The organism is Ruegeria sp. YTSC230, from assembly GCF_059609665.1.
The window spans coordinates 331,041-355,447 of the sequence record NZ_JBXWMC010000002.1 but is presented as its reverse complement, the minus strand read 5'-3'; the positions used below and the strand labels follow the sequence as shown (position 1 = coordinate 355,447).

At 56.5% G+C, this 24,407-nt stretch carries 23 protein-coding genes and 1 pseudogene; 16 read left to right on the top strand and 8 right to left on the bottom strand.

Annotation, left to right across the window (positions count from 1 at the left end; translation table 11 throughout):
* Positions 1–78 precede the first annotated feature (78 nt).
* On the bottom strand, positions 79–336 hold the full coding sequence (locus tag AC2FD9_RS05770; RefSeq protein WP_058274660.1) for a DUF4242 domain-containing protein: 258 nt from the start codon (positions 334–336) through the stop codon (positions 79–81).
* 27 nt (positions 337–363) lie between these two features.
* Complete coding sequence (locus AC2FD9_RS05765; RefSeq protein ID WP_496835833.1) at positions 364–3,963, bottom strand: adenylate/guanylate cyclase domain-containing protein; 3,600 nt, start codon at positions 3,961–3,963, stop codon at positions 364–366.
* Positions 3,964–4,419: 456 nt separating this feature from the next.
* Here AC2FD9_RS05765 and AC2FD9_RS05760 point away from each other — a divergent pair.
* Positions 4,420–4,644 (top strand): annotated as a pseudogene (locus AC2FD9_RS05760) (IS3 family transposase); the annotation flags it as partial.
* 88 nt (positions 4,645–4,732) lie between these two features.
* Here the strand turns inward: AC2FD9_RS05760 and AC2FD9_RS05755 are convergent.
* A complete protein-coding gene (locus AC2FD9_RS05755) occupies positions 4,733–5,077 on the bottom strand; it encodes a hypothetical protein (RefSeq protein ID WP_496835831.1) in 345 nt (114 codons plus the stop codon).
* 170 nt (positions 5,078–5,247) lie between these two features.
* On the opposite strand from AC2FD9_RS05755, the gene AC2FD9_RS05750 reads away from it, so the two are divergent.
* Together AC2FD9_RS05750 and AC2FD9_RS05745 are read left to right on the top strand one after the other, a co-directional pair.
* The gene (locus AC2FD9_RS05750; protein WP_496835830.1) at positions 5,248–6,429 is read left to right on the top strand and encodes a hypothetical protein; all 1,182 of its coding nucleotides are present in this window, start codon (positions 5,248–5,250) and stop codon (positions 6,427–6,429) included.
* A gap of 15 nt (positions 6,430–6,444) precedes the next feature.
* On the top strand, positions 6,445–6,723 hold the full coding sequence (locus tag AC2FD9_RS05745; RefSeq protein ID WP_496835828.1) for a hypothetical protein: 279 nt from the start codon (positions 6,445–6,447) through the stop codon (positions 6,721–6,723).
* 135 nt (positions 6,724–6,858) lie between these two features.
* On the opposite strand, the gene AC2FD9_RS05740 is transcribed toward AC2FD9_RS05745, so the two are convergent.
* The 4 genes from AC2FD9_RS05740 to AC2FD9_RS05725 form a co-directional block, all read right to left on the bottom strand.
* Positions 6,859–7,242: a hypothetical protein gene (locus AC2FD9_RS05740; RefSeq protein WP_496835826.1), complete on the bottom strand. Its 384-nt coding sequence runs from the start codon at positions 7,240–7,242 to the stop codon at positions 6,859–6,861.
* Positions 7,243–7,332: 90 nt separating this feature from the next.
* Positions 7,333–7,932: a hypothetical protein gene (locus tag AC2FD9_RS05735; protein ID WP_496835825.1), complete on the bottom strand. Its 600-nt coding sequence runs from the start codon at positions 7,930–7,932 to the stop codon at positions 7,333–7,335.
* 237 nt (positions 7,933–8,169) lie between these two features.
* Entirely contained in the window at positions 8,170–9,315 is a 1,146-nt protein-coding gene (locus AC2FD9_RS05730; RefSeq protein WP_496835822.1) for a tyrosine-type recombinase/integrase, read from the bottom strand.
* Between the two features lie 196 nt (positions 9,316–9,511).
* Positions 9,512–10,171 carry a ceramidase domain-containing protein gene (locus AC2FD9_RS05725; RefSeq protein WP_496835821.1) on the bottom strand — a complete coding sequence of 220 codons (660 nt, stop codon included), beginning with the start codon at positions 10,169–10,171 and terminating at the stop codon, positions 9,512–9,514.
* Positions 10,172–10,231: 60 nt separating this feature from the next.
* Between AC2FD9_RS05725 and AC2FD9_RS05720 the strand changes: the two genes are divergently transcribed.
* A complete protein-coding gene (locus AC2FD9_RS05720) occupies positions 10,232–10,924 on the top strand; it encodes a metal-dependent hydrolase (protein WP_496835820.1) in 693 nt (230 codons plus the stop codon).
* 2 nt (positions 10,925–10,926) lie between these two features.
* On the opposite strand, the gene AC2FD9_RS05715 is transcribed toward AC2FD9_RS05720, so the two are convergent.
* Positions 10,927–11,376 (bottom strand): nucleoside deaminase, encoded by a 450-nt coding sequence (locus AC2FD9_RS05715; RefSeq protein WP_058276802.1) that lies wholly within the window; start codon positions 11,374–11,376, stop codon positions 10,927–10,929.
* Here AC2FD9_RS05715 and AC2FD9_RS05710 point away from each other — a divergent pair.
* The 12 genes from AC2FD9_RS05710 (at position 11,357) to AC2FD9_RS05655 (ending at position 24,397) form a co-directional block, all read left to right on the top strand.
* A complete protein-coding gene (locus AC2FD9_RS05710; protein ID WP_496835818.1) occupies positions 11,357–12,247 on the top strand; it encodes a pseudouridine synthase in 891 nt (296 codons plus the stop codon). The genes AC2FD9_RS05715 and AC2FD9_RS05710 overlap by 20 nt on opposite strands.
* 174 nt (positions 12,248–12,421) lie before the next feature.
* Positions 12,422–13,336, top strand: coding sequence for a 5-bromo-4-chloroindolyl phosphate hydrolysis family protein (locus AC2FD9_RS05705; RefSeq protein WP_496835816.1), 915 nt, complete (start codon positions 12,422–12,424; stop codon positions 13,334–13,336).
* 29 nt (positions 13,337–13,365) lie between these two features.
* Positions 13,366–14,556: a toxic anion resistance protein gene (locus AC2FD9_RS05700; protein WP_496704710.1), complete on the top strand. Its 1,191-nt coding sequence runs from the start codon at positions 13,366–13,368 to the stop codon at positions 14,554–14,556.
* 49 nt (positions 14,557–14,605) lie between these two features.
* Positions 14,606–15,526 carry a DUF2927 domain-containing protein gene (locus AC2FD9_RS05695; RefSeq protein WP_282119213.1) on the top strand — a complete coding sequence of 307 codons (921 nt, stop codon included), beginning with the start codon at positions 14,606–14,608 and terminating at the stop codon, positions 15,524–15,526.
* A gap of 21 nt (positions 15,527–15,547) precedes the next feature.
* Positions 15,548–16,693, top strand: coding sequence for an SPFH domain-containing protein (locus tag AC2FD9_RS05690; protein ID WP_282168907.1), 1,146 nt, complete (start codon positions 15,548–15,550; stop codon positions 16,691–16,693).
* Positions 16,694–16,697: 4 nt separating this feature from the next.
* Complete coding sequence (locus AC2FD9_RS05685; protein WP_496835813.1) at positions 16,698–17,240, top strand: hypothetical protein; 543 nt, start codon at positions 16,698–16,700, stop codon at positions 17,238–17,240.
* A complete protein-coding gene (locus AC2FD9_RS05680; protein WP_496835811.1) occupies positions 17,237–18,325 on the top strand; it encodes a TFIIB-type zinc finger domain-containing protein in 1,089 nt (362 codons plus the stop codon). The genes AC2FD9_RS05685 and AC2FD9_RS05680 overlap by 4 nt, the downstream gene beginning before the upstream one ends.
* 79 nt (positions 18,326–18,404) lie before the next feature.
* On the top strand, positions 18,405–19,073 hold the full coding sequence (locus tag AC2FD9_RS05675; protein WP_282119046.1) for a nitroreductase: 669 nt from the start codon (positions 18,405–18,407) through the stop codon (positions 19,071–19,073).
* A gap of 25 nt (positions 19,074–19,098) precedes the next feature.
* Positions 19,099–19,536, top strand: a complete 438-nt coding sequence (gene dtd / locus AC2FD9_RS05670) for a D-aminoacyl-tRNA deacylase (protein WP_496835809.1) — start codon at positions 19,099–19,101, stop codon at positions 19,534–19,536.
* Positions 19,536–20,639: a glycerate kinase type-2 family protein gene (locus AC2FD9_RS05665; RefSeq protein WP_496696062.1), complete on the top strand. Its 1,104-nt coding sequence runs from the start codon at positions 19,536–19,538 to the stop codon at positions 20,637–20,639. Before dtd ends, AC2FD9_RS05665 begins: the two co-directional genes overlap by 1 nt.
* 51 nt (positions 20,640–20,690) lie before the next feature.
* Positions 20,691–22,685, top strand: a complete 1,995-nt coding sequence (locus AC2FD9_RS05660) for a CocE/NonD family hydrolase (RefSeq protein WP_496835807.1) — start codon at positions 20,691–20,693, stop codon at positions 22,683–22,685.
* Between the two features lie 125 nt (positions 22,686–22,810).
* Positions 22,811–24,397, top strand: coding sequence for an ABC transporter substrate-binding protein (locus AC2FD9_RS05655; protein WP_058275605.1), 1,587 nt, complete (start codon positions 22,811–22,813; stop codon positions 24,395–24,397).
* Positions 24,398–24,407: the final 10 nt, after the last annotated feature.

The following is a 24,407-nucleotide window of genomic DNA, read 5'->3' as shown; positions in this document are numbered from 1 at the left end:
TGCCTCATGTAGTTGTGACTTCCGATGCGTTGTCCCGCAGATAAATCGCCTCGGATTAGGTTTTTGAACTGCGAATATTCAGGCGAAAATTCCGGGATCTATCTGATCCACGGGTGTAATGACATCGGCTGGGATGTTAAGGCGCTCGGCCGCCTTTCTAAGACTTTCCTCGTCGGGGGCCTCATACAGGCAGTATGTTTTGCGCTTGTCTGCGCTGAGGAACGAGAAAATCCACTCGACCCCGACTTCGTCATTGATCTCTTTGATGTGAATTTTGTCGTCGTCGCTGACGTTCAGCTGCTCGGCAAAATTTCTCTCAATTATGTACCTTGGCATAATGCTCCCCCAAGCATCTAAATGACTTTAAACAGCTACTCCCTCGAGCTTTGACCTAAGGAAAACCATACTCAATTGCTGTGAAATTGCCAACGCTTCCCCTTCTAGTTGAAACGCTAGTTCCAAATCATTCGTGCGACCCCGTTGCCTTAGCGCGGATGCATACGCGGCCTTGCTGTGCGCAATCCACGGTGGGCACTTCATGCGCGTGTCTATTTCGATGGCCTTATGGAACATCCTCTCAGCGGCGTCCCAGTTTTTCAGCACCGCTGCCAGATTGCCCAGACGTCTTGCAGCCGCCCCGGCGCAAACTGTTGTGGCCCCAGCGGTGATCGTTAGCTCTTCGTATGGGGTCAGCATTTCATAGAGGGTCTCAGCATGTCCCAGATGCTCGACTGCGACACAAATGTCAGCGAGATAAGACAAAGTAGTTGAAAACATAGCATCAAGGGGAAGATCGAAGCCATTCTCTGCCATTTCATTCAGTATGCGTTCAGCTGGTTCCTTGTATCCCAACTCGGCGGCAATAAGGCCAAATCCTGGTTTCCAGGAAATGTCTTCCGGGCTATCCGTCATCAGCTTCTTGATCACCGGTGCAACTTCGTGCAACCGGTTTTGTTCGCGGCGGATGGTAAACATCTGAACACCGAAGACGCCCTCAACATGTTCTCCATGTGTCTGTCGACCGATTTTCACCGCTTCGTTGGCATGCATCTCCGCCTGCTCAAAATTGCCATCCATAATTGCAACCATGGCGCGTGCGTGTTTCTGTACCCAGTAGAGTTGCAGATGGTTGTCCTTTTCCGAAATCTCCGTCAGCAATTCGAGTGAATGATCCATCAAGTCGCGGTCGGCCATTTCGGCCCCGACAAAAAGACTAAGTGTTCGGTCCCGGCCCTGATCAATACTCCCCAGGTTTTCGGCCGCTCGATGCATCGCATCAAGATTTTCACGCCAATGACGTACCTCTCTTCCTTTGCGTGCGACGAATGGTGCCCCAAAATGCATCATCATCACTGAGAATTGGGATTTATAGTCCCCCAGTTTCGCGGCCAGTTCCATTGATTGCTGACCAAAGCGTGCGCCTTCAGAAAACTGGCCGACAAACATATGTGCCCGTGCAAGTTGGCTCATCAATCTGCACTGCCGAACTTCGTCATCGTCGGGAAGGTCGTTCAGAGCTCTAACACAAAGCTCAATGGCCTCGCCGTGTCTCTTACTCGACATCATACACGAGTCCGCAAAATGGTTCGCAGCATCAGCGGCGAGCGTCACATCGTTTATTCCACGGGCGGCGTCCGAGGCCTCTTTCAAAGCCGCTATCCCCTCTGGCAACTGACCCAGGCTGTCATGGCTGCGACCAATCAGGATTTTGGCTTTGATCGTTTCGACGCCGTTGTCAGATCCAAGATTTTCAGCCGCTTTGAGTGTTTCCCTAGCGTTGACCATCGCCTCTTGGCTGGCGGATCGCGCCAATGCCATTTCGGTTGCCGTCTGCCATTTGTCGAACGCAGCACGCCATTCTTCGGCCTCTGAAAGATGGCGGGCAACCAACTCGGGCCGGCGTTCAATCTCTGCTGACCGCAACTGCATCAAAGCACGGGCCACGTTTGCGTGTTGTTGCCTGCGGGTTGAGCCCAACATGGATTGATAGGCGGTATCCCGAATAAGGGCATGACGGAAAACGAAATACCCTCGATTGTACCCGCTTTCAAAGATCAAACCCGTTCGAGACAGCTCTTCTATACGAGATTGAATTTCCGCACTGGCAAGACCTATTGCGGAAGCCAGCAAGCTAGGCTCGAACTCCCGTCCAATGACGGCTCCTGTTAACGCTACTTGTTTGGCCTCTGGTGAGACTGCGTCAAGACGTGCCATCAGCGTGCCTTTCAAAGACGAAGGTATGTGGACCTGCCCGTGCTCACCCGCCTCAACAATCGCCCGGGCCAACTCCTCGACGAACAATGGCACGCCGTCCGTCTTTTCAATGATTGTGGCGATTAGCGCATCGTCCGGTGCTTTTCCGGTAACATTGAGAACTAGGTTCGAGACATGGGTCGTATCAAACCGACGCAGCTGGAGCGTATGTACGTGCGCTTCGCCGTCATCATGGGCAAGTTCCCAGCCGGGCCGGTGGGTGATCAAAATCATCAAAGGCAGATCTGCGCAAATTGCTTTGAAGCGATCCAAAAGAGCTTGGGTGGAAGGATCAATCCAATGCGCGTCCTCAACACAAAGAATAACAGGACGCGTGCTTGCGCGTACCTGAACCGTGTGGATTAACGTCTGAATCGTGAGGTCACGTTGCTCCTGCGGTGACATATCGAGAACGCTTCGGGCAAGAGCACTGTGAGGCGCAACCAGCGCGGCAAAGACGGGCAGAACCTTTTCCCATTCCAAGCCCTCCCGGCTTTCCAACATTTTTTTGACAAGATCGAGAATTTGATCGTCATCAAAATCTGTCCCCACACCAGCATCCTGAGAAATCCTCTGGGCGACGGGGTGGAACGGGCTACTGGAAAGGTAAGGAGAGCAGTTCAGCCTGATAATATCAGCTTCGCTAGCCGCTACGGCATTAGCGAGAAACTCTTCCGCCAATCGCGATTTACCGATTCCAGCTTCACCGGCAAGCAGAACAACCTCTCCCTGACTGTTCTGCGCACGCAGCCATGATTGTAAAAGGATACCTTTTTCGTAGTCGCGACCAATCATGACGCTGCCACTTTCGTCCCTATAAGACGCTCGAAACCGGCTTTCCGCGCTGTGTTCTGATACGACAGTCAAAAGGGTCCGTGGTTCTTTGAAACCTTTCAGCTCGGTTTGTCCAAGAGACGTAAACTCAAATAGCCGATGCAAAGTTTCTTCGGTCTCCTCAGCAGATAAAACAACTGAGTTCGGTTCTGCGTGTTCCTGAAGCCGCGCTGCCAGATTGACAATTGGCCCCGTCATGGCCCCTTCTTCGTAGGTGTTTTCACCGATCGTATCGCCAACTACCACGTCGCCACTCGCGATACCTAACCTGGCTGACAAACGCTCACCGTCAGGTGTTTTAAGCTCTCTGACCCGCCGAACGGCCTCAAGACCAGCCTTTACAGCCCGAACTGCATGATCTTCATATGCTGTCGGCCAGCCAAAAAACACCAGGAGACCGTCGCCCAAATACTTCGAGACGTAGCCGCCATACCTGCTAACTGCACCTGCAACCGCATCCTGGTAGCTCTGCAGCAGTTCGCGCATGTCTTCGGGATCAAACCGGTTAGTCAACTCAGTCGAGGCGACGAGATCAGCAAACAAAACTGTTAAGTGACGCCTCTCTGCGAGCGCTAATGAAGCAGGCTTCCTTGCGGATAAGGTCACGCCTTGCGATTCATCCGAAATGGGGACCCGGCCGACTTCGCCTGCATCCGCGTCTACGGCTTGTGGCGGTTGAGACCAGTGCTTTTGGCCAGTCAATTCCTGAACCGCTGCCAGGATGATTTTTCGGTGGCCCAGACTAACCCCAAGCTCTTTAAGGTCGTCGTTTGACAGCAATGGTAGTACACGCGCGTCGATATCATGCCGTGCAAAAGCGTCTGAGTATTGTCCCAGTTCGAGATCGTCCAGCCATTTGTCGATTTCAATCGCCATAACGGGATCATGCTGAGATACGAGGCGCTAATCAAGAAATCGCTGTAAACACGGGCTGTTTTTTGGCGGCCAAACGTCTGTATTGCCTTTGACAGAAATGACACCTGCTGATCCAACTCTTTTCAGAATGCAGTGGTTTATTGCAGGTAGATCTCCCTTAGCGTGCATTTGCTGCGCTGCCGCGAAAGGCAACTTTGTCCGCAAAGCGGTCATTGGGTAACGATGCGGTGAACTGCAGCATCGTCCGCATGTGAGACGTAGAACAGTAGCGCAGCGAATATCCGGATTGGATCTCGGCCGATTTGCGTGGCTTATACGTCCGCTTTCGGTAAATCCTGCTGCGCTGCCGCGAGCAATCCGGCGACACCGCCGAGCAATCAAGGCAATTTTCGCTGTGCAAGCACTAGGCGGCTCCGTCCACGGAGTGGTCATTTGCCGGTATTGAGAGAGCGACCTTATGGGTATCGCAGGGTTGCGGTTTTGCTGAGAGAGGCTGGATGGTCTGTCAGTGATGGGCGCATTGAACGGCTTTGGCGACGAGAGGGGCTGAAGGTGCTTGCAAAACAGCCCAAGAAGGGACGGCTTTGGCTAAACGATGGTACATCTGTTCGGCTCAGGCCGGGACATAGCAATCATGGCTGGAGCTATGACTTCGTGCATTGTCACACCGATGATGGGAAACCCGCGCTGTTCTCATGGTACACACACCAAGAGGAACACGCCAAAAGCAACGCGGACTACAGGAGTCAGGGGTGAAATTAGTATGTCGCTAACTACCGACCGGGTTAATCATGTAAACACAGCGCGCTCGTGTCGCCGGGTCATTCATGAACACACGTTCTGCCTCGACGCTAGTGCCGGTCAGTGCCCGCTCAGGCCCAAAGATGCCTTTCCCTTCGACCCCACAACGGGCGCAGCGCCATTTGACGCCCACAGTCGTCCCGTTGTGCTGTACGCCGCCATCGGGCACCCACCAGACCGGCACACGCTGACAACCGGGCAAAGGATTATCGGCGCGGGTTTCCTTTTCGAAAACGAGTTTGAGGTGAGAGCGATTGCTGGCGGACAATTCACGACCTATCTGAACGGGTCGGGTTCTGTGCCACAGGACCATCGCGCGCGCAAGATTTACTACCCGGAGTATTACTGCCTACTAACGCCGCGAACAAACAGAACCTAAAATCCATTCTGTCGTGTGGCCAATAATTGAAATAGGCTTTGTGTTTGTAGAAAACGCTTGGAACTCCCAAGTTCTGAGCAGAAACAAAATGGAAGCTAAAAAAGATGTCTTCAGGCAGTAGATTTCAATGGTTAGCCGATAAAGCCTACAACGCTTCCACTAACGCCATTTCCAAAGTTCAGGAAAACTCTCATTCCCTGGTTGATTGGTCCAAAGTTCGATTTGAGGATTACATGGATGCTCAAAAGCCTTTGGACGAAGGCAATTGGTTCATGCGCACGGCGGACATCTGTGAACAACTCTCAGATTGCGTCATCGGTGAAAGCGGCTGGACAAACAAAGCGGTTTCAGTGGCGTCCAGCAAACTTGCTGGCGCTGCGGTTCCTGCGTCTCTTTTTTCAGTTGCGGCACTTGCTGGTACTGCCTCCACAGGAACAGCGATTGGCAGTTTGAGCGGCGCTGCATTCACATCAAGTGCGCTGGCTTGGATTGGCGGTTCCGTTGCCATGGGGACGCTTGTGGTCGGTGGTGCAGCAGTTGCTGGCGCTGTAGCCGCCCCATTTGCAGTAAAACCCCTCGCAAACAAGTATCTTCTGGGCAAAACACGAAAACTGGAGGACTTAACTACACCCGAGCGGCAATTGGTTGACGCCTGTAGCGCAATGGCAATTGGGCTTCGCCAAGCTGAAAAAGGCGAGTTGCGTCTTTCTCCGCGTGAAGCCACGGCGCTGAATGAGGACGCGCTGGCACCGCTTGTTGAAAAGGCCTCCGAAGTACTTTTGATTTCACAGGACTGGCCGGCTATGCAGCGCCGTTGGTTCCGAAATACTTTCACCGAATTGAACCTTGTCAGAGGGTTCGCCAAACGTACCTCTTCACTAACAGAACCTGTTATCGTTGGTGTAGGGTCGGCCCTCATTTTTAATCTGTTGTCAGATGGTGAGCATGAGTTCACGTCGGCAGAGCAAGACATTCTGGACGCAATTAGGCGCTCGTCCGGTGATCTTTCCGAAATGAGCAATGAAGAAATCGCTCAACACGTTCAGTCGCTTTCGCCGGCCCAATTGCAAGGTTTCAAAAACAACGTCAAAGGTATCGCACACGAGTTAAAATTTGCGCGCCAAGAAAACAGCGATGGCGACGAGTTTCGGGTAGAGCTTTTTGAAGCGACCAATCATCTGGGCGCAGATATCCAGCTAATCAACGTGGAAACCGGTGAAATACGAGAGTTCCAACTAAAGGCAACCTCCTATGGTGCTTATCTCGAAGATCACTTTGAAAAGTAAGAGGAAATTCCTCTTATGGCGACGTCCGAAGTTGCGGCGCAACAAGGCGTGCAATCCTCGGAAATCTCCAACCAGCAGTTATCGGACGACTTTGACAGTACGACAGAAAAGTTAGCTGACGGAACAGAAAGCGAAGTACTGGATACCGTTGCTTTCGCTGGGCTTGTCTCACTTGCACGAAATGTAAGCGTACTCTTGAACGGCGACAGCATGAGCGAGGAGGCGCGAAAAAACGCGGTTAAGCGCAGTATGCAAGCGGGCTTAATAGCAGGCGTTACAGAACTGATAATCTAAACGTCGCCGTCCAGCTAAACCGTTACCTTTAGCGAAAACGGCCTGTTGCTCTTTTCTTGCTCCAAATTGGATACACGGCCACCTGCCCCAGACGATGGGTGCAAATATGACGGACGCAGCCCCAAACAGAAAAATCTACTTTACGTAGATCGCGGTGCCGGAAACGGTTTGCTGGTCATACGGATACGCCACATTGTCGATCATTACAAAACCGCCAGTTTGAGAGCCTGACGAGCCAATGACGACGCCATTAGCACCAACGGACGCGGCCTGTTCCTTTATTTCAGCAACAGCGTAGTCCATCGACTGTTGGTCTGACCAACCGCTCGCGCTGTTTGCTTTCACAATCGCGATGGTTTCGAAAGGCATTTTTGGTGGGGCTGAGTACAGCTGCACCTCGCTCGCACTTATCGCGGCACGCGGCTGACCTGTTACAACAGCCGTGCCATCAGCGTTAGTGCACGCTGCCACAATGGCAATCGAAAGAAATACAGCGGCGATTAATACGAGTTTCTCCATTTTACCTTTCCGTCGCTATCAGCAGCATTTGCCGGTGGATGCGTTCGGCACACTTTCTTGGTTGTCGTCGTCCGATCTATTTTTGCGGTTTCAGGTTTCTTTGTCGCTCACCTGCTTTTCAAGGCTCTCCGCGTTGCTTTCCGCACCTTCCCGCATTTCGTCGATCATCCCTTTTATGTAATCTAGCATGAGGTAGTTTGCGTTGTCATGGCCGCGAAAAACGCCGCCGTGTTCGCCCAGTAAGGCCACTGCCTCACCTTCAGCCCACCTCAAATCAGCAGGCGCAAAAATCGAAACTTCGGCGCTTCCGTAACAGTTGCCACCACCGCGAGAACTCGTGATTGAAATGTCGAAGGTGAAGTGGGCAGGTTCATCCGTTTCCCGGACTTCATACCCAAGGCCGGCAAGTTTATCCTTTGCGTAAGTTCGAGCCTCGCCAATGTTGGTCCAGCATCCGCCTTCCGCACCATCGAATATTCTGACCTTGACCGTTGGCAGGTTTTCCGGATTGACGATGTGCTCGGACGTCCACCCCCCGACGGCTGCAGGAAGTGTAGCAAAACCCAGAGCAGTCGCTAATACAGTCGGTGCAAACCGTTGCATTGAAATCCCCTTACAATCACACACTTCACTCCACGATGACATAAGATCAGGCACTTCAAATCCCTTGTCAAAATCTGACGTATTCAAACCAAAAGGGTGATTTTATGGCGTGACAACAAATAGTGCCTGCGCTGCTGACAAGGGAACCAAAATGGAAATGCAACGCGGGCCGTCCGTGAGTGATGACTTTATGAGACAGCCCGACAAGCGGCCCAAGCGCGGTGGTGCAACACCGCAGGCAAAAAAAACCGCGTCGCCGAGGGATGGGAGGCAGACGCGGGAGTAGTTGGGGTAAAACTTCTACGTGATGGCAGCGCGGGTAGATCAATTGGTCAGAACCTCGCCCCACGCGTCCAGCATTTCCCGCCGCTGGTCGAGCCGGTCATTGGTGGCATAGATCGACGTGACGGACGTGGGCGTGTGCGACAGCGCCAGCCCGATCAGTCCGTCGTCATACCCTGCACCACCGGCCCACGTTGCAAGCGCTTTGCGCAGCGCGTGAGGGACATGGGGAAATCCGGCCTTTTTGGTCCAACGGTCGATATCCACGCGGAACGGGCCGGTCAGGTCGGCGCTGGGAAAACACCATGGCGTGTTGTTCTTCGGGATACGGTCGAGCCAGACCTGCATCTGGGTTGATACCGGATGGCGGAACGCCTTACCGTTTTTCATGCGCTCACCTTTCCACGACAGCACCTCGCCCACCTCATCCCAACGCAGGCCCATAATCATCTGGCGACGGGCACCGGTCAGGATCAGCAGCGCAATGGCGATGACGCGGCCCTGTGCGGCCCGAAACGACCCGCCCCGGTAGGCTGACCGATCACCGGCCACCAACAGCGCCCACTGGGCCTCACACCAGAGCAGTAAAGCCCGTGTCTCGTCCACCGTCGGCACCGACCACGTCTGACCTTTCGGCAGGATCGGTTTGCGGGGAATGAAGGTCCGGTCCAGCAGGTCCCGGTCGAGTAGCCAATCCTGAAAATGCCGTGTTATTCGGATCAGCCCGTGTTGCCCGCCCTTCTGCCCGTTGGCCGTCCAGAAGTCCTGAAGGTCGGCGAAATGGGCCTTGGTCAGCTTGCCCAGCGGCACATGCCCGATCACCGGGGCAATTAACCGGTCCCATCGACTGCGATCTTGGGCCGGGTGTTTCAACTGGGTCTGCCGCTGCACCCAGTAACGATCCCACGCTTGCGCCACGGTCTCCACATGCCCCCGAGGATCGGTGCCGCCATCGAACAGCGTCATAGCCGCGTTTGCCGCCCTGCGCGCATCCCCCAGCCCCATGGCCGGATACTTGCCGAGGTTCATAGAAATGCGCTTGCCATAGAGCCGGAACCGCAGCTGCCATGTTTTCGTGGTTTTGCCGACGATCAAAAACAGGTTCCGCGTGTCGTCATCAGCGACGACCAGTTGCGACTTGCCCGGTGGTGGGCATAGCTTGACGGGTGACGAGGCGGCAAGTTTCACGTTCTGTCCATTCTGGTTGCTAATGGCCGTCTAACAACCATTCGCCAGCCCTTGCAAGTCGTTAGGGCCGAAGCCGTATTTGTGAAAATTTGCCATAAGGTTACAGAGCCAAGGGCCCACATTACATTGTTTTGGTCACCTTTTAACGACCTTTCAATGCCTTAGCTGTTTATGAAATGACCGCAGTTTAAGAGACTTACCCCGCAGCCCGGTTTCGTTCGACTGTAGCACGATACACCTCGATCATCCAGCCCAGCATGAGGGCATTCAGGATGTGCCACATGAAATGCGTGCCAAACGGGATCTGCCCACATATGGGTTCGTCCAGCGCACGAAAGGTGATCGAGGCGATCAGGATCATCGCCCCGATGGCCAGACCTCGGGCGGTGTCCGGCACCCGGTGGCGCAAAAGAAACGCATAGATCAAGATCAGCAGCGGCACCGGGGCATAGGCTGCTGAACCACCCAATCCCGGCACAAGCTGGAACAAGGGCACCGTCGCTGCGGCATAGGGAATGAACAGGGCTGTCGCGATCCCGGCCGTACGCGGCTGCATGTGCCAGACATCCCGGTTGATCGCGAAGATGTAGACCAGAATGTACAGCAGGATCGGCAGAACGTCCGCCATCGCGGCCCAGGCCTGCGCGTGGGTATGGAACAGGTAACTGCCGACCCCGATAGCGGCGAGAATGACGACCAGCACCATCGCCAACGGCATCCCCTGCCCGCGCACACGCAGCCACATGACAAATGCTGCAATCAGAAACGCCGCGTTTGTCACCGCGTTTATCGGTTCAGCCCAATAGGCGGGCGACAGGCGCTCGCAATAGCCATCAATTTCCTGAAACCAGTCCATGAACTTTTACATAGCCGATGCTAAGTTAATGCCAACAGTTTGTTTTGGGAGGATGAATTCATGAACATCATTTGGCTGGGACACGGCAGTTTCCGCATCGAAACCGGCGGACAGGTTCTGCTGGTCGACCCCTGGCTGACGGGTAACCCAGTCTTGTCCGAGGAACAGCATGATGACGCTCTAAACGGTGCGACTCATATCCTTCTGACGCATACACATTTCGATCACGTCGCCGATGTCGTATCGCTGGCCAAGCACCTGAACGTCCCCGTGGTCGGACAATACGACCTGATGGGGTATTGGAGTGAGTCCGAGGGGCTGGAAACTATTGGCTACAACAAGGGCGGCACCGTGAACCTGAACGGCGTCAAAGTGTCGATGGTGCCAGCCTCGCACAGCTCGACCTTTTCTACACCTGACGGGCTGCGTACCGGCGGCAGCGAGGTCGGGTTCATGATCGCCTCGGAAGGGCACATGCTGTATGTCTCGGGCGATACCGACATCATGGCCGATATGGATTGGATGGGGGATTACTACAAACCCGATATCGGGATCCTGTCGGCAGGCGGTCATTTCACGATGGACATGAAGGGCGCCGCATATGCATCCAAGCGGTACTTCAACTTCAAGACCGTGATTCCCTGCCACTACAAGACCTTCCCAATCCTCGAACAATCAGCTCAGGCGCTGGTCGACGGGTTGCCGGGGGTCGATGTCATCGAACCCGAGGTGATGAAGGCCATTACTCTTTGAGGTTAACGCCGCGCGGCGAAGAACTCTTTCAAAAGCTCGGCGGCCTCCTGCCCTCGGATGCCATCGTAAACCTCTGGCACGTGGTGTGCTTGTGTATGGGTGAAAACCCGCGCGCCATGAGCAACGCCGCCTGATTTGGGATCGGCGGCCCCGTAATAGATGCGCCGGATACGCGCCGCTGCCAGAGCCGCCGCACACATCGCGCAAGGCTCTAACGTCACATAGAGATCGTGATCGGGCAGACGTTCGGATCCGGCTGCGGCGCATGCAGCACGCAGGGCCAGTATCTCGGCATGGGCGGTGGGATCGTTCAGCTCTCGTGTTCGGTTACCCGCAGAGGCCACGATCACGCCATCGGGGCCGGCAATAACAGCGCCCACAGGTACTTCACCACGATCCGCCGCAGCGCGCGCTTCAACCAGCGCCTTATCCATGTGCGATCTGAACACCATGCCTCTGACTGCAACAGAAACCTGTCTTTCGCAAGCGGCCGGGATGCGCTATGGGCTGCGGATGACCAAAACCCCTCCTCCCGGCGACCGGATCGCCAAAGTCCTTGCCCGCGCTGGCGTTGCCTCGCGCCGTGAAGCTGAACGCATGATCGAAGCAGGTCGTGTGAGTGTAAACGGCAAGACCATCGACAGCCCCGCACTGAACGTCACCGCCAAGGCCAAGATCTTTGTCGACGGCAAACCGGTGTCGGAACCGGAACCTTCGCGCCTGTGGCTGTATCACAAGCCTTCGGGTCTGGTGACAACGACACGTGACGAAAAAGGACGCGCGACAATTTTTGACAAACTGCCCGAGGATATGCCCCGGGTCATGAGTGTCGGGCGGTTGGACCTGAACTCGGAAGGGTTGCTGCTGTTGACCAATGATGGCGGCATCAAGCGCAAGTTGGAACTGCCCTCGACCGGATGGCTACGCAAATACCGCGTGCGGGTGAATGGCCGCCCCAAGGACGAGGATTTTGCACCGCTTCGTAAGGGGCTTGTGATCGACGGGGAACGCTTTTTGCCGATGGACGTCACGCTGGACCGTCAACAAGGCGCAAATGCCTGGCTGACCATCGGTCTGCGCGAAGGCAAGAACCGTGAAATTCGGCGTGCGATAGAAGATATCGGTTTTGCGGTGAACCGGCTGCTGCGAGTGTCCTACGGCCCCTTCCAGCTGGGAAGCCTGAAACCCGGCGAAGTCGAAGAGATCCGCCGACGGGTCATGCGCGATCAACTGGGGTTGGAAGCCGAGCCCGAAGCACCGGCCAAACGACCCGCTCGCCCACAGCGAAATCGGCCCCCAATCGGCAAGAAACCTCGCAAGTGACGCAGGTTAGGCAACCTTCCCCCTAGCGCCACGGCCTCTCATGGCCTAGATTTCCCCAAGGGACATTTTTGGGGGGCGCCATGTCCGGGACCGGAGTGCAAAAACTGGCCTATGTCGTGTTGTTGATGCTGATGTTCGGCGTCTGCACCGGCGTGTTGGGAGGCTTGTAAGCACATGGCCAAACGGTATGGCGGGAAATTCAGCCCACAGGACGACTCCTCGTCTCCGAAACAACCTTCGCGCGGACAGTTTGACGTCGCTCGGGTCGAACCGGCCGGGGCGCGCGCTAACCTGTTGTTTCTTCCGGCTGTTCCCTTGGTTTTTCTGTCGCTGAACGATGGGGCCGTCGGATTGACGATCGGCCTGATCGCAGCGGGTCTTTTGACAGCTGCAGCATTTCTGCTGCGCGAAGGGCTGCGGGCCGAATCCGCCTACAACGCTCGCCGCACAGCCCGTCGCCCGGCGTTTCCCAGAAAGATATTCTCCAGCCTATTGACCGGACTTGGCGTCGGATTGGCCGCTTATCGCACCGAATATCTGGATGCAGCCGCAGCGTCTGAAGCCAGCTTGATCGCCCCGATTCTGTTCGGTTTGATGGCCAGCGTCCTGCACTCTGTCTCTTTCGGAATTGATCCGATGACTGACAAAGGCATGGAAGGCATCGACACTTTCCAGCAAGACCGCGTTGCCCGCGTCGTGGAAGATGCTGAAACACATCTGTCCGAGATGACCGACGCCATCAAACGCGCTGGCGACCGCAGGATCGAGGCCCGGGTTGAACGCTTTCAGGATACCGCCCGCGACCTGTTCCGCACGGTCGAGGAAGACCCCCGCGATCTGGCCGGTGCGCGTAAATACCTGACCGTTTACTTAAAGGGCGCGCGTGACGCGACGGTCAAGTTTGCTGACGTTTATGCCCGCACCCGCGATGCGCAGGCGTTGGAGGATTATTCGTCCCTCCTGGATGATCTTGAACAGAATTTCGCGGCGCGTACCCGCAAGTTGCTTTTGGACGACCGCAGTGATCTGACGGTTGAAATTGATGTGTTGCGCGAAAGGCTGCAACGCGAAGGCGTCCGGTTGGACTGACCGGCCACAATTTGAGAGAGGATTACCCCATGTCCGATGACATCAAGAACAAGGCGGTCGAGGCTGAAACGCTGGTGCAGGAAGTGACCGCTGTCACCCTGCCCGACCCGACCGCCGAAATCGTCTTGCTTGAGGAAGCCGACGAACCTGTCAGCGCCGAAATCCGCAAGCGGATGGATGAGATCGACATGGATAACACCAATTCCATCGTCGCGTTCGGATCGTCTGCCCAGGCGGAATTGCAGGAAATCAGCCAGGCCATGTTGGCGGATGTCCGCAACAAAGATGTCGGACCCGCCGGGGATAGCCTGCGCAATATCGTCACGACGATCCGCGGATTTTCAGTCAGTGAACTGGACGTCCGGCGCGAACGCAGCTGGTGGGAAAAGCTGTTGGGCAAGGCTGCACCTTTCGCCCAGTTTACCGCCAAGTTTGAAGACGTTCAGGGGCAGATCGACAGGATCACCGACGATTTGCTGGGCCACGAACATACGCTGCTGAAAGACATCAAGTCGCTGGACCTGTTGTATGAAAAGACGCTGGGCTTTTATGACGAGCTTGCGCTGTATATCGCAGCAGGTGAAGAAAAACTGACCGAGCTGGACAGCCAGAACATCCCCGAAAAAGAAGCCGAAGTTCAGGCCGCGCCCGAAGACAAACAAGTTATGAAAGCGCAAGAGCTGCGTGACCTGCGCGCAGCGCGGGATGATCTGGAACGGCGTGTTCACGACCTGAAGTTGACGCGACAGGTGACGATGCAATCGCTGCCCTCGATCCGATTGGTGCAGGAAAATGACAAGTCGCTGGTGACCAAGATCAACTCAACCCTCGTCAACACCGTGCCGTTGTGGGAAACGCAACTGGCGCAGGCCGTCACCATCCAGCGTAGCGCCGAGGCGGCCGCGGCCGTGCGCGATGCGAATGACCTGACGAATGAGCTGCTGACCTCGAACGCGGCGAACCTGCGTGAGTCGAACAAGATGATCCGCGAGGAAATGGAGCGCGGTGTGTTTGATATCGAAGCGGTCAAGCAAGCCAATGCCGACCTGATCGGTACGATCAACGAAAGTCTTGCAATTGCTGACGAAGGCAAGGCCAAACGCGCCGCAGCCGAACAGGAACTGCAGAAGATGGAGACCGAGCTGCGCGACACCCTTGCCTCTGCCAAGGCGCGCAAAGACGGCGTCGGCGACAACGCTGGAACTGCGGTTTCGAGCTAAAGGCGGGCTGGACGTGCAGGTGCCGGGATATCTGAAACCCTTGTTGGGTATGGTGGCGCTGTTAGCGCTGGCCAATTGTGATGAGGCGCTGACGTCGTCCGTTGTGCCGCAACCGCGCCCGGTGGCACCTGCACCAGCACCCAATGCTTATGTTCCCCCGTCTGCGGCAAGTCAGGATCTGGCCCGGTTCTATCAGCGAGTCGAACGTGACCTACTGACCCGCGATATGTTGCGCGTGGACGGAGGCGGGCCCGACACACCCTATGATGCCGATGATCTGGCCCGCAATTTCGAGGCCATAGCCTTTTACAGCGAATACCCCGATCACGCTGTAACTACACGCATTCGGCGAACGGACGGACAGCTTAGCCGGTGGGCAGGACCTGTGCGAATTCAGACCGAGTTCGCCCCGTCCGTGGCACCCGAGATACGCGCAAAAGACTCCGCCGACGTCGAAGCGTTTGCGGAACGGCTGAGCAAATTGACGGATCATCCAATCTCGGTCGTCAATCGCAAGGCCAATTTCCATGTCTTCTTTGCAGGCAAAGATGACAGCGCCTATGTGGTCAAACGCCTGAAACAGCTAATCCCTGGCATCAGCACGCCTTCACTGGACTTGGTTGCAAACCCGCGCGCCAATATTGACTGTCTTGTTTTTGCGTCTCCGACCAATACCTCACCGTATAAATTTGTGCGGGCTGTCACGCTCATCCGGGCTGAACTGCCGGACCTCACCCGGCGCAGCTGCATCCACGAAGAAATTGCGCAGGGGCTTGGATTATCCAATGACAGCCCGGCGGCACGACCGTCGATATTCAACGACAATGACGAGTTTGCGCTGTTGACCAGCCATGACGAGAAACTTCTGACAATGCTTTATGACCCGCGCCTTGAACCCGGTGTGACAGCCGAGGACGCCCGCCCCGTGGTACGGATTATTGCACGCGAATTGATGGGCCAGCAGCTCTGAGCCCAAGAAAAGGAGACCCCAATGGGTATTTTCGATTTTCTGACCGGAGAGTTTATCGACGTCATTCACTGGGTCGACGACACCCGTGACACCATGGTCTGGCGGTTCGAGCGTGAAGGACATGCCATCAAGTACGGCGCCAAACTGACGGTGCGCGAAGGACAGGCAGCGGTGTTCGTGCACGAAGGGCAATTGGCGGATGTATTCACGCCCGGCCTCTACATGCTTGAGACCAACAACATGCCGATCCTGACGACGCTGCAGCATTGGGATCACGGGTTTCAATCGCCCTTCAAGTCTGAGATCTATTTCGTCAACACGACGCGGTTCAATGATCTAAAATGGGGCACCAAGAACCCGATCATGTTGCGCGACCCGGAGTTCGGTCCGACCCGTATCCGCGCCTTTGGCACATACACGGTCCGGGTCAAGGACCCCGCGAAGTTCCTGATTGAAATCGTCGGCACCGATGGTGAATTCACCATGGATGAGATCAGCTTTCAGATCCGTAACATCATCGTGCAGGAGTTCAGCCGCGTAATTGCCGGGTCGGGCATTCCGGTGCTGGACATGGCCGCCAACACCGCCGATCTGGGCAAGCTGATTGCGGCCGAGGTCTCGCCCGTTCTAGAAGGTTACGGGTTGGAGATGCCGGAATTCTACATCGAAAACATCTCGCTGCCGCCTGCGGTCGAGGCTGCGTTGGACAAGCGGACGTCGATGGGATTGGCAGGCGATCTGGGCAAGTTCACCCAGTATTCCGCCGCCGAAGCGATGACCGCAGCAGCCAACAACCCCGGTCAGGGCGGCGGCATGGGTGCAGGCCTAGGCATGGGTATGGGCATGGCGATGGCCAACCAGATGGCAAACATGGCAGCGGGTCAACCAAGCGGACCGTGGGGCGGTTCCGCCCCCGCTGCCTCGCAACCGACCGCACATGCGGCACCGCCCCCTCCTCCGGTTGAGCATGTGTGGCATATCGCAGTGGAAGGGCAGACCAGCGGGCCGTTTTCCAAGGCCAAGATGGGCCGCATGGCGACTGATGGTGAGATCACCCGGGATACCCATGTCTGGACCGCCGGTCAGGACGGGTGGAAAAAAGCGGGCGACGTGCAGGAGCTTGCGCAGCTGTTTACCATCCTGCCCCCGCCGCCTCCTGGGGCCTAACCCTGTGGCTAACGCCGATCAAATGGCTCCATATTCCCAACGCGATATCGCGTGCGCGGTCAAGCTGTCTGCGCTTTTGGGGTGGGTCGGCGTTATTGGCGTACCAGTTTTCTCAAACGAATATCGAAGCGGCCTTGACCTGAACTCGCTGTCCCTTGTTTTTTGGTATGCGTTATTTGGGTTGCCTATTTCTCTTTTCATTTGCTGGCTGTTCGTCAAGCCGTTTTTGCGCGTCATGATGCGGCGCAAGGTTGGTTATGTCCGAGCAGCCTGTTGGGGCGCAGGAATCGGGTTCGTTCTCGTGACTGTTTCAGTTGCTTTTAGCCGTTACAGGGGCTGGCGTCAGGCACATGATCCAAAGACCACGTCCGGCTATGGCGACGGCATTGGTACGTTAGAAGTAAGCGATCTATTGACTGATTACGATTGGTGGCGGTTTGCTCAGAACTCCTTCCATTTCATCCTGATCTGCATCGTCGCGGCAATAATCGTGCGCCTGATTATCGGCCCCGGAAAAATCGCCCCTCCAATCGAGGCAAAGCAATGACAGACGAACACCGCTTTCCCTGCGAGCAATGCGGCTCGGACTATCGGTTCAATCCGGGCAACGGGACCCTGACCTGCGATCATTGCGGGCATTCGGAATCCATAGGCGCCGGACCGTGGGGCGGTGCCAGCCTGAAAGAACTGGATTTCAACGCAGCGCTGGCGAACAAGCTGCCGGAAGCAGAGATCGAAGAAACGCGGGTTCTGTCCTGCCCGAACTGCGCAGCTGAGGTCGAGTTTGACCCGAACACCCATGCGGCCGAATGCCCGTTCTGTGCCACTCCGGTAGTCACGGAGACGGGAGTTAACCGGCATATCAAGCCAAAAGGCGTGTTGCCCTTTGCTCTGGATGAACGGTCGGCTCATAAGGCGATGTCGAGCTGGCTTGGCAAGTTGTGGTTCGCGCCCAACGGGTTGAAGGATTACGCCCGCAAAGGTCGCAAGATGCAGGGGATTTACGTCCCCTACTGGACCTTCGACGCGGATACCAAGTCAGCTTATCGCGGCGAGCGGGGCACGGTGTATTACGAGACCCGGACCGTCATGCGTGACGGCAAGCGCGTGCAACAGCAGGTGGCAAAGGTGCGGTGGTCCCCAAAATCCGGTCGGGTTGCCCGGTTCTTTGACGATGTTCTTGTGCTGGCATCCCAGTCATTGCCGAAACGCTATACCGACGCGTTGGAACCCTGGGACCTGCCGGCGCTTGAACCTTACCAGCCCGAGTATCTGGCGGGATTCCGGGCCGAGGCTTATACAATCGAATTGCAGGACGGGTATGCCGAAGCGCGCGGGCATATGGCCCGGGTGATCGAACGGGATGTTCGGTTCGATATCGGCGGTGACCGGCAGCGCATTCACGCAATCGACACGGATGTGCAAAATGTAACCTTCAAACATATTCTACTGCCTGTCTGGCTGGCCGCATACAAATATCGGGGTCAGACCTATCGTTTCGTTGTTAACGGCAGAACGGGGCGTGTTCAGGGCGAACGCCCTTGGTCCGCTATCAAGATCACGATCGCTGTTGTGTTGGGTCTGCTGGTTGCAGCGGGTGTCGGATACCTCATGGCAACTGGTCAGCAGTAGCACCTGTCCCCTTTTGACCGCTTGAATATCGCCGAACCTGACGCCATCCTGCGCCTCGGATACACGAAGGGGGAGCAGAGTGACGCTATCCGATTTGGATCGATTGCTGGCTGAGCGACATTCTTGCCGGGCGTTCCGACCTGAACCCGTTCCCAAAGACCAGATCAAACAGATTCTGACCAGCGCGTCCCGTGCGCCCAGCTGGTGTAATGCGCAGCCCTGGAACATCGTGATCACCAGTGGAGCCGAGACTGACGCTTTTCGAAAGGCGCTGCAAAACGAAGTCACAACCGGCGCACCGGAACCCGACCTGCCGTTCCCGACGGCGTATACCGGTATATATCAGGAGCGACGTCGCGAATGTGGCTGGGCATTATACGAAGCCGTGGGCGTGCAGCGCGGGGACCGCGCCGGTTCGGCCAAGCAAATGATGGAAAACTTTACCCTTTTTGGTGCGCCCCATTGTGCGATCATCTCAAGCCCTAAGGAACTTGGCGCGTACGGAGCAATGGACAGTGGTGGATTTGTCATGGCCTTCACCCTCGCCGCGCAAGCCTTGGGAGTGGCCACAATCCCTCAGGCCGCCGTGGCCAGCTATGGCAAGTTTCTGCACCGGTATTTCGACATTCCCGATGATCGGTTGATCTTGTGCGCAATCTCATTCGGATACTCGGATGCAGACCACCCTGCGAACGGGTTTCGAACCGACCGGGCCGATCTGGACGAGATCGCTCGTTGGGTCGGATAACCACGCCACCAAACGGAGAACAGATTTGCGTGCACTTTTACAGAGAGTTTCCCGGGCAAAAGTCTCGGTTGACGGACAAACGGTTGGGCAGTCCGGTCCGGGGTTGATGATCCTGGTCTGTGCGATGAAGGGTGACGACGAACAAAAGGTCGAACAACTGGCGGCCAAGGTTTCAAAGCTGCGTATTTTCAAAGATGACACAGGTAAGATGAACCGCTCTGTCGTGGATGTGGGTGGCTCGGCGTTGGTGATCAGCCAGTTCACGCTGGCCGCCGATACCTCGCGCGGGAACCGACCGGGGTTTTCCGAGGCAGCCCCCCCTGATGTGGGGCAGCGCCTTTATGAAGAGTTTGCGCGGCGGTTGCAGGCCCATGGCGTGCCCGTCGAAACCGGGCATTTCGGGGCCGACATGGCGGTAGAGCTGGTCAATGATGGACCGGTCACAATTTGGATGGAAAGCTGATGGACCAAAGGCAACAAGCAATTCGTATTTGGCAGGCCGGTGTTGATGCGGTTGACGGAAAACGAGCCACCAAAGCTGCTCTGGATAAGGTCCCAACGCCCGACCGGATTCTGGCCGTCGGCAAGGCAGCCGCAGCGATGGCCAGCGCGGCATTGGACCACTTCGGACCGCGTCCGACGCTGGTTGTCACCAAGGACGATCACGGGCGCGACCTGCCGGAACATGTGCAGTTGATCGAAGCCTCTCATCCGGTTCCGGACACACGAAGTCTGGACGGTGGCCGCGCCCTGCGCGAAGAGATCGAGGCGATGGCACCTGGTTCCCATGTACTGCTGCTGGTTTCGGGCGGGGCATCATCCTTGGCAGAGGACTTACTGCCGGGTAACTCTTTGGCAGATCTGGCACAATTGAACACAAGGCTGCTGGCCGAAGGTTTGGATATCACCGCAATGAATGCCGAGCGTCGAAAGCAGTCGCGGATCAAGGGCGGCGGGCTGTTGTCCCATTTCGACGGGGCGAAAGCGACCGTTCTGGCAATCTCGGATGTGCCCGGGGACGACCTGAAAGTCATCGGATCGGGAATTGGTGCATTGCCCGTCACTTACAAATTTGACGCCTCGACCAAGATCGTTGCTTCGAACGCCCATGCACGCTTGGCAGCCGCAGAAATGGCGCGCCGAGACGGATTGCAATTGCTGGCTGAGGAAGAATGCCTGCATGACGACTACTTAAGCGTCGCATCCCTTATCGGGCAACGCCTGAGGGATATACCCCCCGGCGTCATGGTTTTCGGCGGCGAACCAACGGTGGTTTTGCCGGACAAGCCGGGCCGTGGCGGGCGCAATCAGGCGTTGGCGCTGGCACTCGCCCGGGAAATAGCTGGAACACCAAACTTGACTGTTGTTGTCGGTGGTACCGATGGCACCGATGGTCCAACCAATGCGGCCGGAGCCGTAGTCGACGGCAAAACTTGGGGCAAAGGGGCCGATACCGCCTTGCAGCAGGCAGACAGTGGCAGTTTTCTGGACAAGGCCGGAGCTTTGCTGGTGACAGGCCCAACCGGAACGAACGTGATGGACCTTGTTGTCGCAATCAAACAGTGATTTGACGATTTTAGTACGTTGCAAAAAGACAAAGACCGAAAGACTTCCGAAATGACTCGCTCGCCCAATTCGCTATGCGATATCGAAGATCTACCGGATGTCGGCATAGTGATGCCGGATGGATGTCGTCTTTCAGCGCGTGTCTGGCGCCCGGTGGATGCGGACAGCAACCCCGTTCCGGCCATTTTGGAGTTCCTGCCCTATCGCAAGCGCGACGGCACGGCGACGCGGGATGCCCTGACCCATCCATGGTTTGCCAAACGCGGCTATGCTTGCATTCGTGTGGACATGCGCGGCAATGGAGACAGCGAAGGGTTGATGGAAGACGAGTACACCCAGCAAGAGCTGGAGGATGCCGTTTCCACAATTAAATGGCTGGCGGATCAGCCGTGGTGTTCGGGCACCGTTGGGATGATGGGAATCAGCTGGGGCGGGTTCAACGCGCTTCAGGTTGCTGCCCTTCGACCCGCGCCGCTGAAAGCAATTATCACCCTGTGTTCGACCGCAGATCGTTACGCAGACGACATCCACTTTAAGGGCGGATGCTTGCTGAATGAAAACCTGGGTTGGGGCGCGACCATGTGGTCGTACTCATCCCGCGCACCGGACCCTACGCTGCGCCCCAACTGGCGGGAGTTATGGCTTGAGCGTTTGGAAAACCAACCGTTCCTACCCTCGATCTGGCTGCGCCACCAGACGCGCGACGCCTATTGGCAGCATGGCTCTGTCTGCGAAGATTTCAGCGCGATCCGCGCGGCGACTTTGGCCATAGGCGGCTGGGGTGACGCGTACAAGAATACAGTGCCATTGCTGGTCGAACAGCTTAGCGCTCCGGCCAAGGGGATCGTGGGGCCTTGGGTGCACAAATACCCGCATTTCGCAGTGCCCGAACCTCGGATCGGTTTTCTGCAAGAGGCGCTGCGTTGGTGGGATCATTGGCTAAAGGGTCTGGATAGCGGCGTTGAAACCGACCCAGACTATCGAGCGTATCTAATGGACGGTGTCCGTCCTAAGCGGTGGTACAACAACAGACCCGGGCGCTGGATCAGCGAGCAATCCGGCGCGACCTCGCATTTGTCCAACCTAACTTTGAACCTGTCGAACGGTGGCCTCGGGCAAGATGATCCGCTGGACACGCGGATCCGGTCACCCCAAACCTGCGGCATGGATAGCGGCGAGTTTTGCGCAATTTGGCTGGGCCCGGACATGCCCGGCGATCAGCGCGCCGATGATGCGTTGTCCGCCTGTTTCGATGGCCCGCCTTTGTCGGAAGATCTTGATATTGTCGGCGCTCCGCGCATTTGCCTGAATGTCAGTGCCGACCGACCGCAAGCACAGATTGCGGTGCGGCTAAATCATATCCATCCGGACGGGGCCTCAACCCGGATCACCTATGGCGTTCTGAACCTGTCGCACCGAGACAGCCACGCGCAACCAACTCCGTTGATGCCCGGAGCGCCCTACGAAATCTCACTGGACCTGGATCACATCGCCTATCGCGTTCCCAAAGGGCATCGCGTGCGGGTGGCTGTGTCCAGCGCGTATTGGCCGCTGATCTGGCCCTCACCCGAACCCGTCGAACTGCACCTGACAGGTGGTACGATCACGATCCCGAACCGGCCGACAGCGGGTGATGATGAACATGTGTTTCAACCACCCGACTCTGAAACCCCGATTGACGTGACGTCCCTGCGGGACAGCAGCAATTCTCGCCGGGTGGAAACAGACATGAATTCAGGTGAAACCAGCCTGATAATCGAAGACGATTTTGGTCGTGTGACCGACAATCACCACGGGCTGACATATGGTGGTACAGCCGATGAACGCTGGACCATCCACCCCGACGACCCGCTATCCGCCCACGGGCAGTGCCGCTGGACACAGAAGATCAGTCGGGACGGGATAGACCTGCGCACGGAAACATCCTGCGAAATGTGGTCGGATCGAGAGAGCTTTTTTCTTAAGGCGCAAATAAGTGCCTTTGAAAACGAAACCTTGGTATTCTCTAAACAAACGGAGGACGCCGTTCCACGAAACCAGATGTGATATTTTGGTGGCCAAAGGTCAGACATTTGTCCTTGCTCGGTAGACCGAAATGCGCCTAACTTGACTCATGCGTCAATAAAAATGCCCGGGAAGGGCTGAAATTCAATCAACTGGGAGATCACTAAATGAACGAACAACTCACTCACATGGCCGGTCAGGTCACTGCGGGCAAACTGACCCGTCGCGAATTCATGGGGAAAGCGGCGGCTCTGGGTGTGTCGGCGGCGATGGCCAGCACCATGTTCGCTGACGCTGCGCGCGCGGCAGGACCGAAGAAGGGCGGCGACCTGAAATTTGGCCTGCAGGGCGGCGAATCCACCAATTCGCTGGATCCGGCGACCTATGCCAGCTCGGTGCCGTTCCAGAACGGCAAACAATTCGGCGACCAGCTTGTGGAAGTTGCGCCCGACGGGTCGATCGAGCCGCGCCTGGCTGAAGCCGTCGAAGGCAGCGCGGACGCCAAAGTTTGGACATTCAAACTGCGTCAGGGTGTCGAGTTCCACAACGGCAAGACCATGACCAGCGAAGACGTGCTGAAAACCATGGAGCGCCACTCGAACGAAGACTCCAAGTCCGGTGCCCTGGGTATCATGAAGGGCATCGAGTCAATGAAGGCCGATGGCGACAATTTCCAGGTCACACTGACCGAGCCAAATGCCGACTTGCCCTATCTGATGGCCGACTATCACCTGATCATTCAGCCTGATGGCGGAATGGAAAACCCAGGTGCGGGCATTGGCACCGGACCATACCAGTTGGAAGTCGACGAGCCGGGCGTACGCCACGTGTTCAAGAAATTTGCCAACCACTGGAACCCCGATTTCGGCAATTTCGACAGCGTCGAAGTAATTGTCATCAACGATGCGACTGCCCGTACGGCTGCTCTGCAGTCCGGTCAGGTTCACGCGATCAACCGCGTTGAACCAAAGGTTGCCGATCTGCTGGGCCGCGCCCCGAACTTGACGGTGCACTCGACCGCCGGCCGTGGACATTATGTGTTCATCATGCATTGCGACACCGCGCCGTTCGACAACAACGAACTGCGGCTGGCGCTAAAACACGCAATCAACCGCCAGGACTTGGTCGACAAGGTTCTGCGCGGCTACGGCACAATTGGCAACGACATGCCGATCAATGCGGCATACCCGCTGTTTGACGGCTCTATCCCGCAACGCGACTACAGCCTTGAAAAGGCGGCAGAGCACTATGCGAAGTCGGGCCATGACGGTTCGCCGATCATCCTGCGTGTTGCAGATGGCGCCTTCCCGGGTGCCGTTGACGCAGCGGCCCTGTTCCAGCAAAGCGCGGCTCAGGCCGGTATCCCGCTGGAAATCAAGCGCGAGCCCAACGATGGCTATTGGTCCGAGGTCTGGAACGTTCAGCCGTTCTGCGCATCCTATTGGGGTGGCCGTCCGGTGCAGGATCAGATGTACGCGACAGCGTATCTGTCGACTGCCGACTGGAACGACACCCGCTTCAAGGTGCCAGAGTTCGACGAAATGCTGTTTGCAGCACGGGCCGAACTGGACAACGACAAACGCAAGGACATCTACAGCAAAATGGGCATGATGGTCCGCGACCAGGGCGGTCTGATCTGCCCGATGTTCAACGATTTTGTCGAAGGCGTCACCAATCAGCTCGAAGGTTGGGAAAGCGACCCAACCCAAGAGATGATGAATGGCAACATGTCACGCAAGATGTGGTTCGCCTGATAGGGCCCAC

Bases quoted from the DNA above. Each gene is read 5' to 3' on its own strand.
- AC2FD9_RS05770 (WP_058274660.1), bottom strand. From the start codon at position 336: ATGCCAAGGTACATAATTGAGAGAAATTTTGCCGAGCAGCTGAACGTC.
- AC2FD9_RS05765 (WP_496835833.1), bottom strand. From the start codon at position 3,963: ATGGCGATTGAAATCGACAAATGGCTGGACGATCTCGAACTGGGACAA.
- AC2FD9_RS05755 (WP_496835831.1), bottom strand. From the start codon at position 5,077: ATGGTCCTGTGGCACAGAACCCGACCCGTTCAGATAGGTCGTGAATTG.
- AC2FD9_RS05750 (WP_496835830.1), top strand. From the start codon at position 5,248: ATGTCTTCAGGCAGTAGATTTCAATGGTTAGCCGATAAAGCCTACAAC.
- AC2FD9_RS05745 (WP_496835828.1), top strand. From the start codon at position 6,445: ATGGCGACGTCCGAAGTTGCGGCGCAACAAGGCGTGCAATCCTCGGAA.
- AC2FD9_RS05740 (WP_496835826.1), bottom strand. From the start codon at position 7,242: ATGGAGAAACTCGTATTAATCGCCGCTGTATTTCTTTCGATTGCCATT.
- AC2FD9_RS05725 (WP_496835821.1), bottom strand. From the start codon at position 10,171: ATGGACTGGTTTCAGGAAATTGATGGCTATTGCGAGCGCCTGTCGCCC.
- AC2FD9_RS05720 (WP_496835820.1), top strand. From the start codon at position 10,232: ATGAACATCATTTGGCTGGGACACGGCAGTTTCCGCATCGAAACCGGC.
- AC2FD9_RS05710 (WP_496835818.1), top strand. From the start codon at position 11,357: ATGTGCGATCTGAACACCATGCCTCTGACTGCAACAGAAACCTGTCTT.
- AC2FD9_RS05715 (WP_058276802.1), bottom strand. From the start codon at position 11,376: ATGGTGTTCAGATCGCACATGGATAAGGCGCTGGTTGAAGCGCGCGCT.
- AC2FD9_RS05705 (WP_496835816.1), top strand. From the start codon at position 12,422: ATGGCCAAACGGTATGGCGGGAAATTCAGCCCACAGGACGACTCCTCG.
- AC2FD9_RS05700 (WP_496704710.1), top strand. From the start codon at position 13,366: ATGTCCGATGACATCAAGAACAAGGCGGTCGAGGCTGAAACGCTGGTG.
- AC2FD9_RS05695 (WP_282119213.1), top strand. From the start codon at position 14,606: ATGGTGGCGCTGTTAGCGCTGGCCAATTGTGATGAGGCGCTGACGTCG.
- AC2FD9_RS05690 (WP_282168907.1), top strand. From the start codon at position 15,548: ATGGGTATTTTCGATTTTCTGACCGGAGAGTTTATCGACGTCATTCAC.
- AC2FD9_RS05680 (WP_496835811.1), top strand. From the start codon at position 17,237: ATGACAGACGAACACCGCTTTCCCTGCGAGCAATGCGGCTCGGACTAT.
- AC2FD9_RS05665 (WP_496696062.1), top strand. From the start codon at position 19,536: ATGGACCAAAGGCAACAAGCAATTCGTATTTGGCAGGCCGGTGTTGAT.
- AC2FD9_RS05660 (WP_496835807.1), top strand. From the start codon at position 20,691: ATGACTCGCTCGCCCAATTCGCTATGCGATATCGAAGATCTACCGGAT.
- AC2FD9_RS05655 (WP_058275605.1), top strand. From the start codon at position 22,811: ATGAACGAACAACTCACTCACATGGCCGGTCAGGTCACTGCGGGCAAA.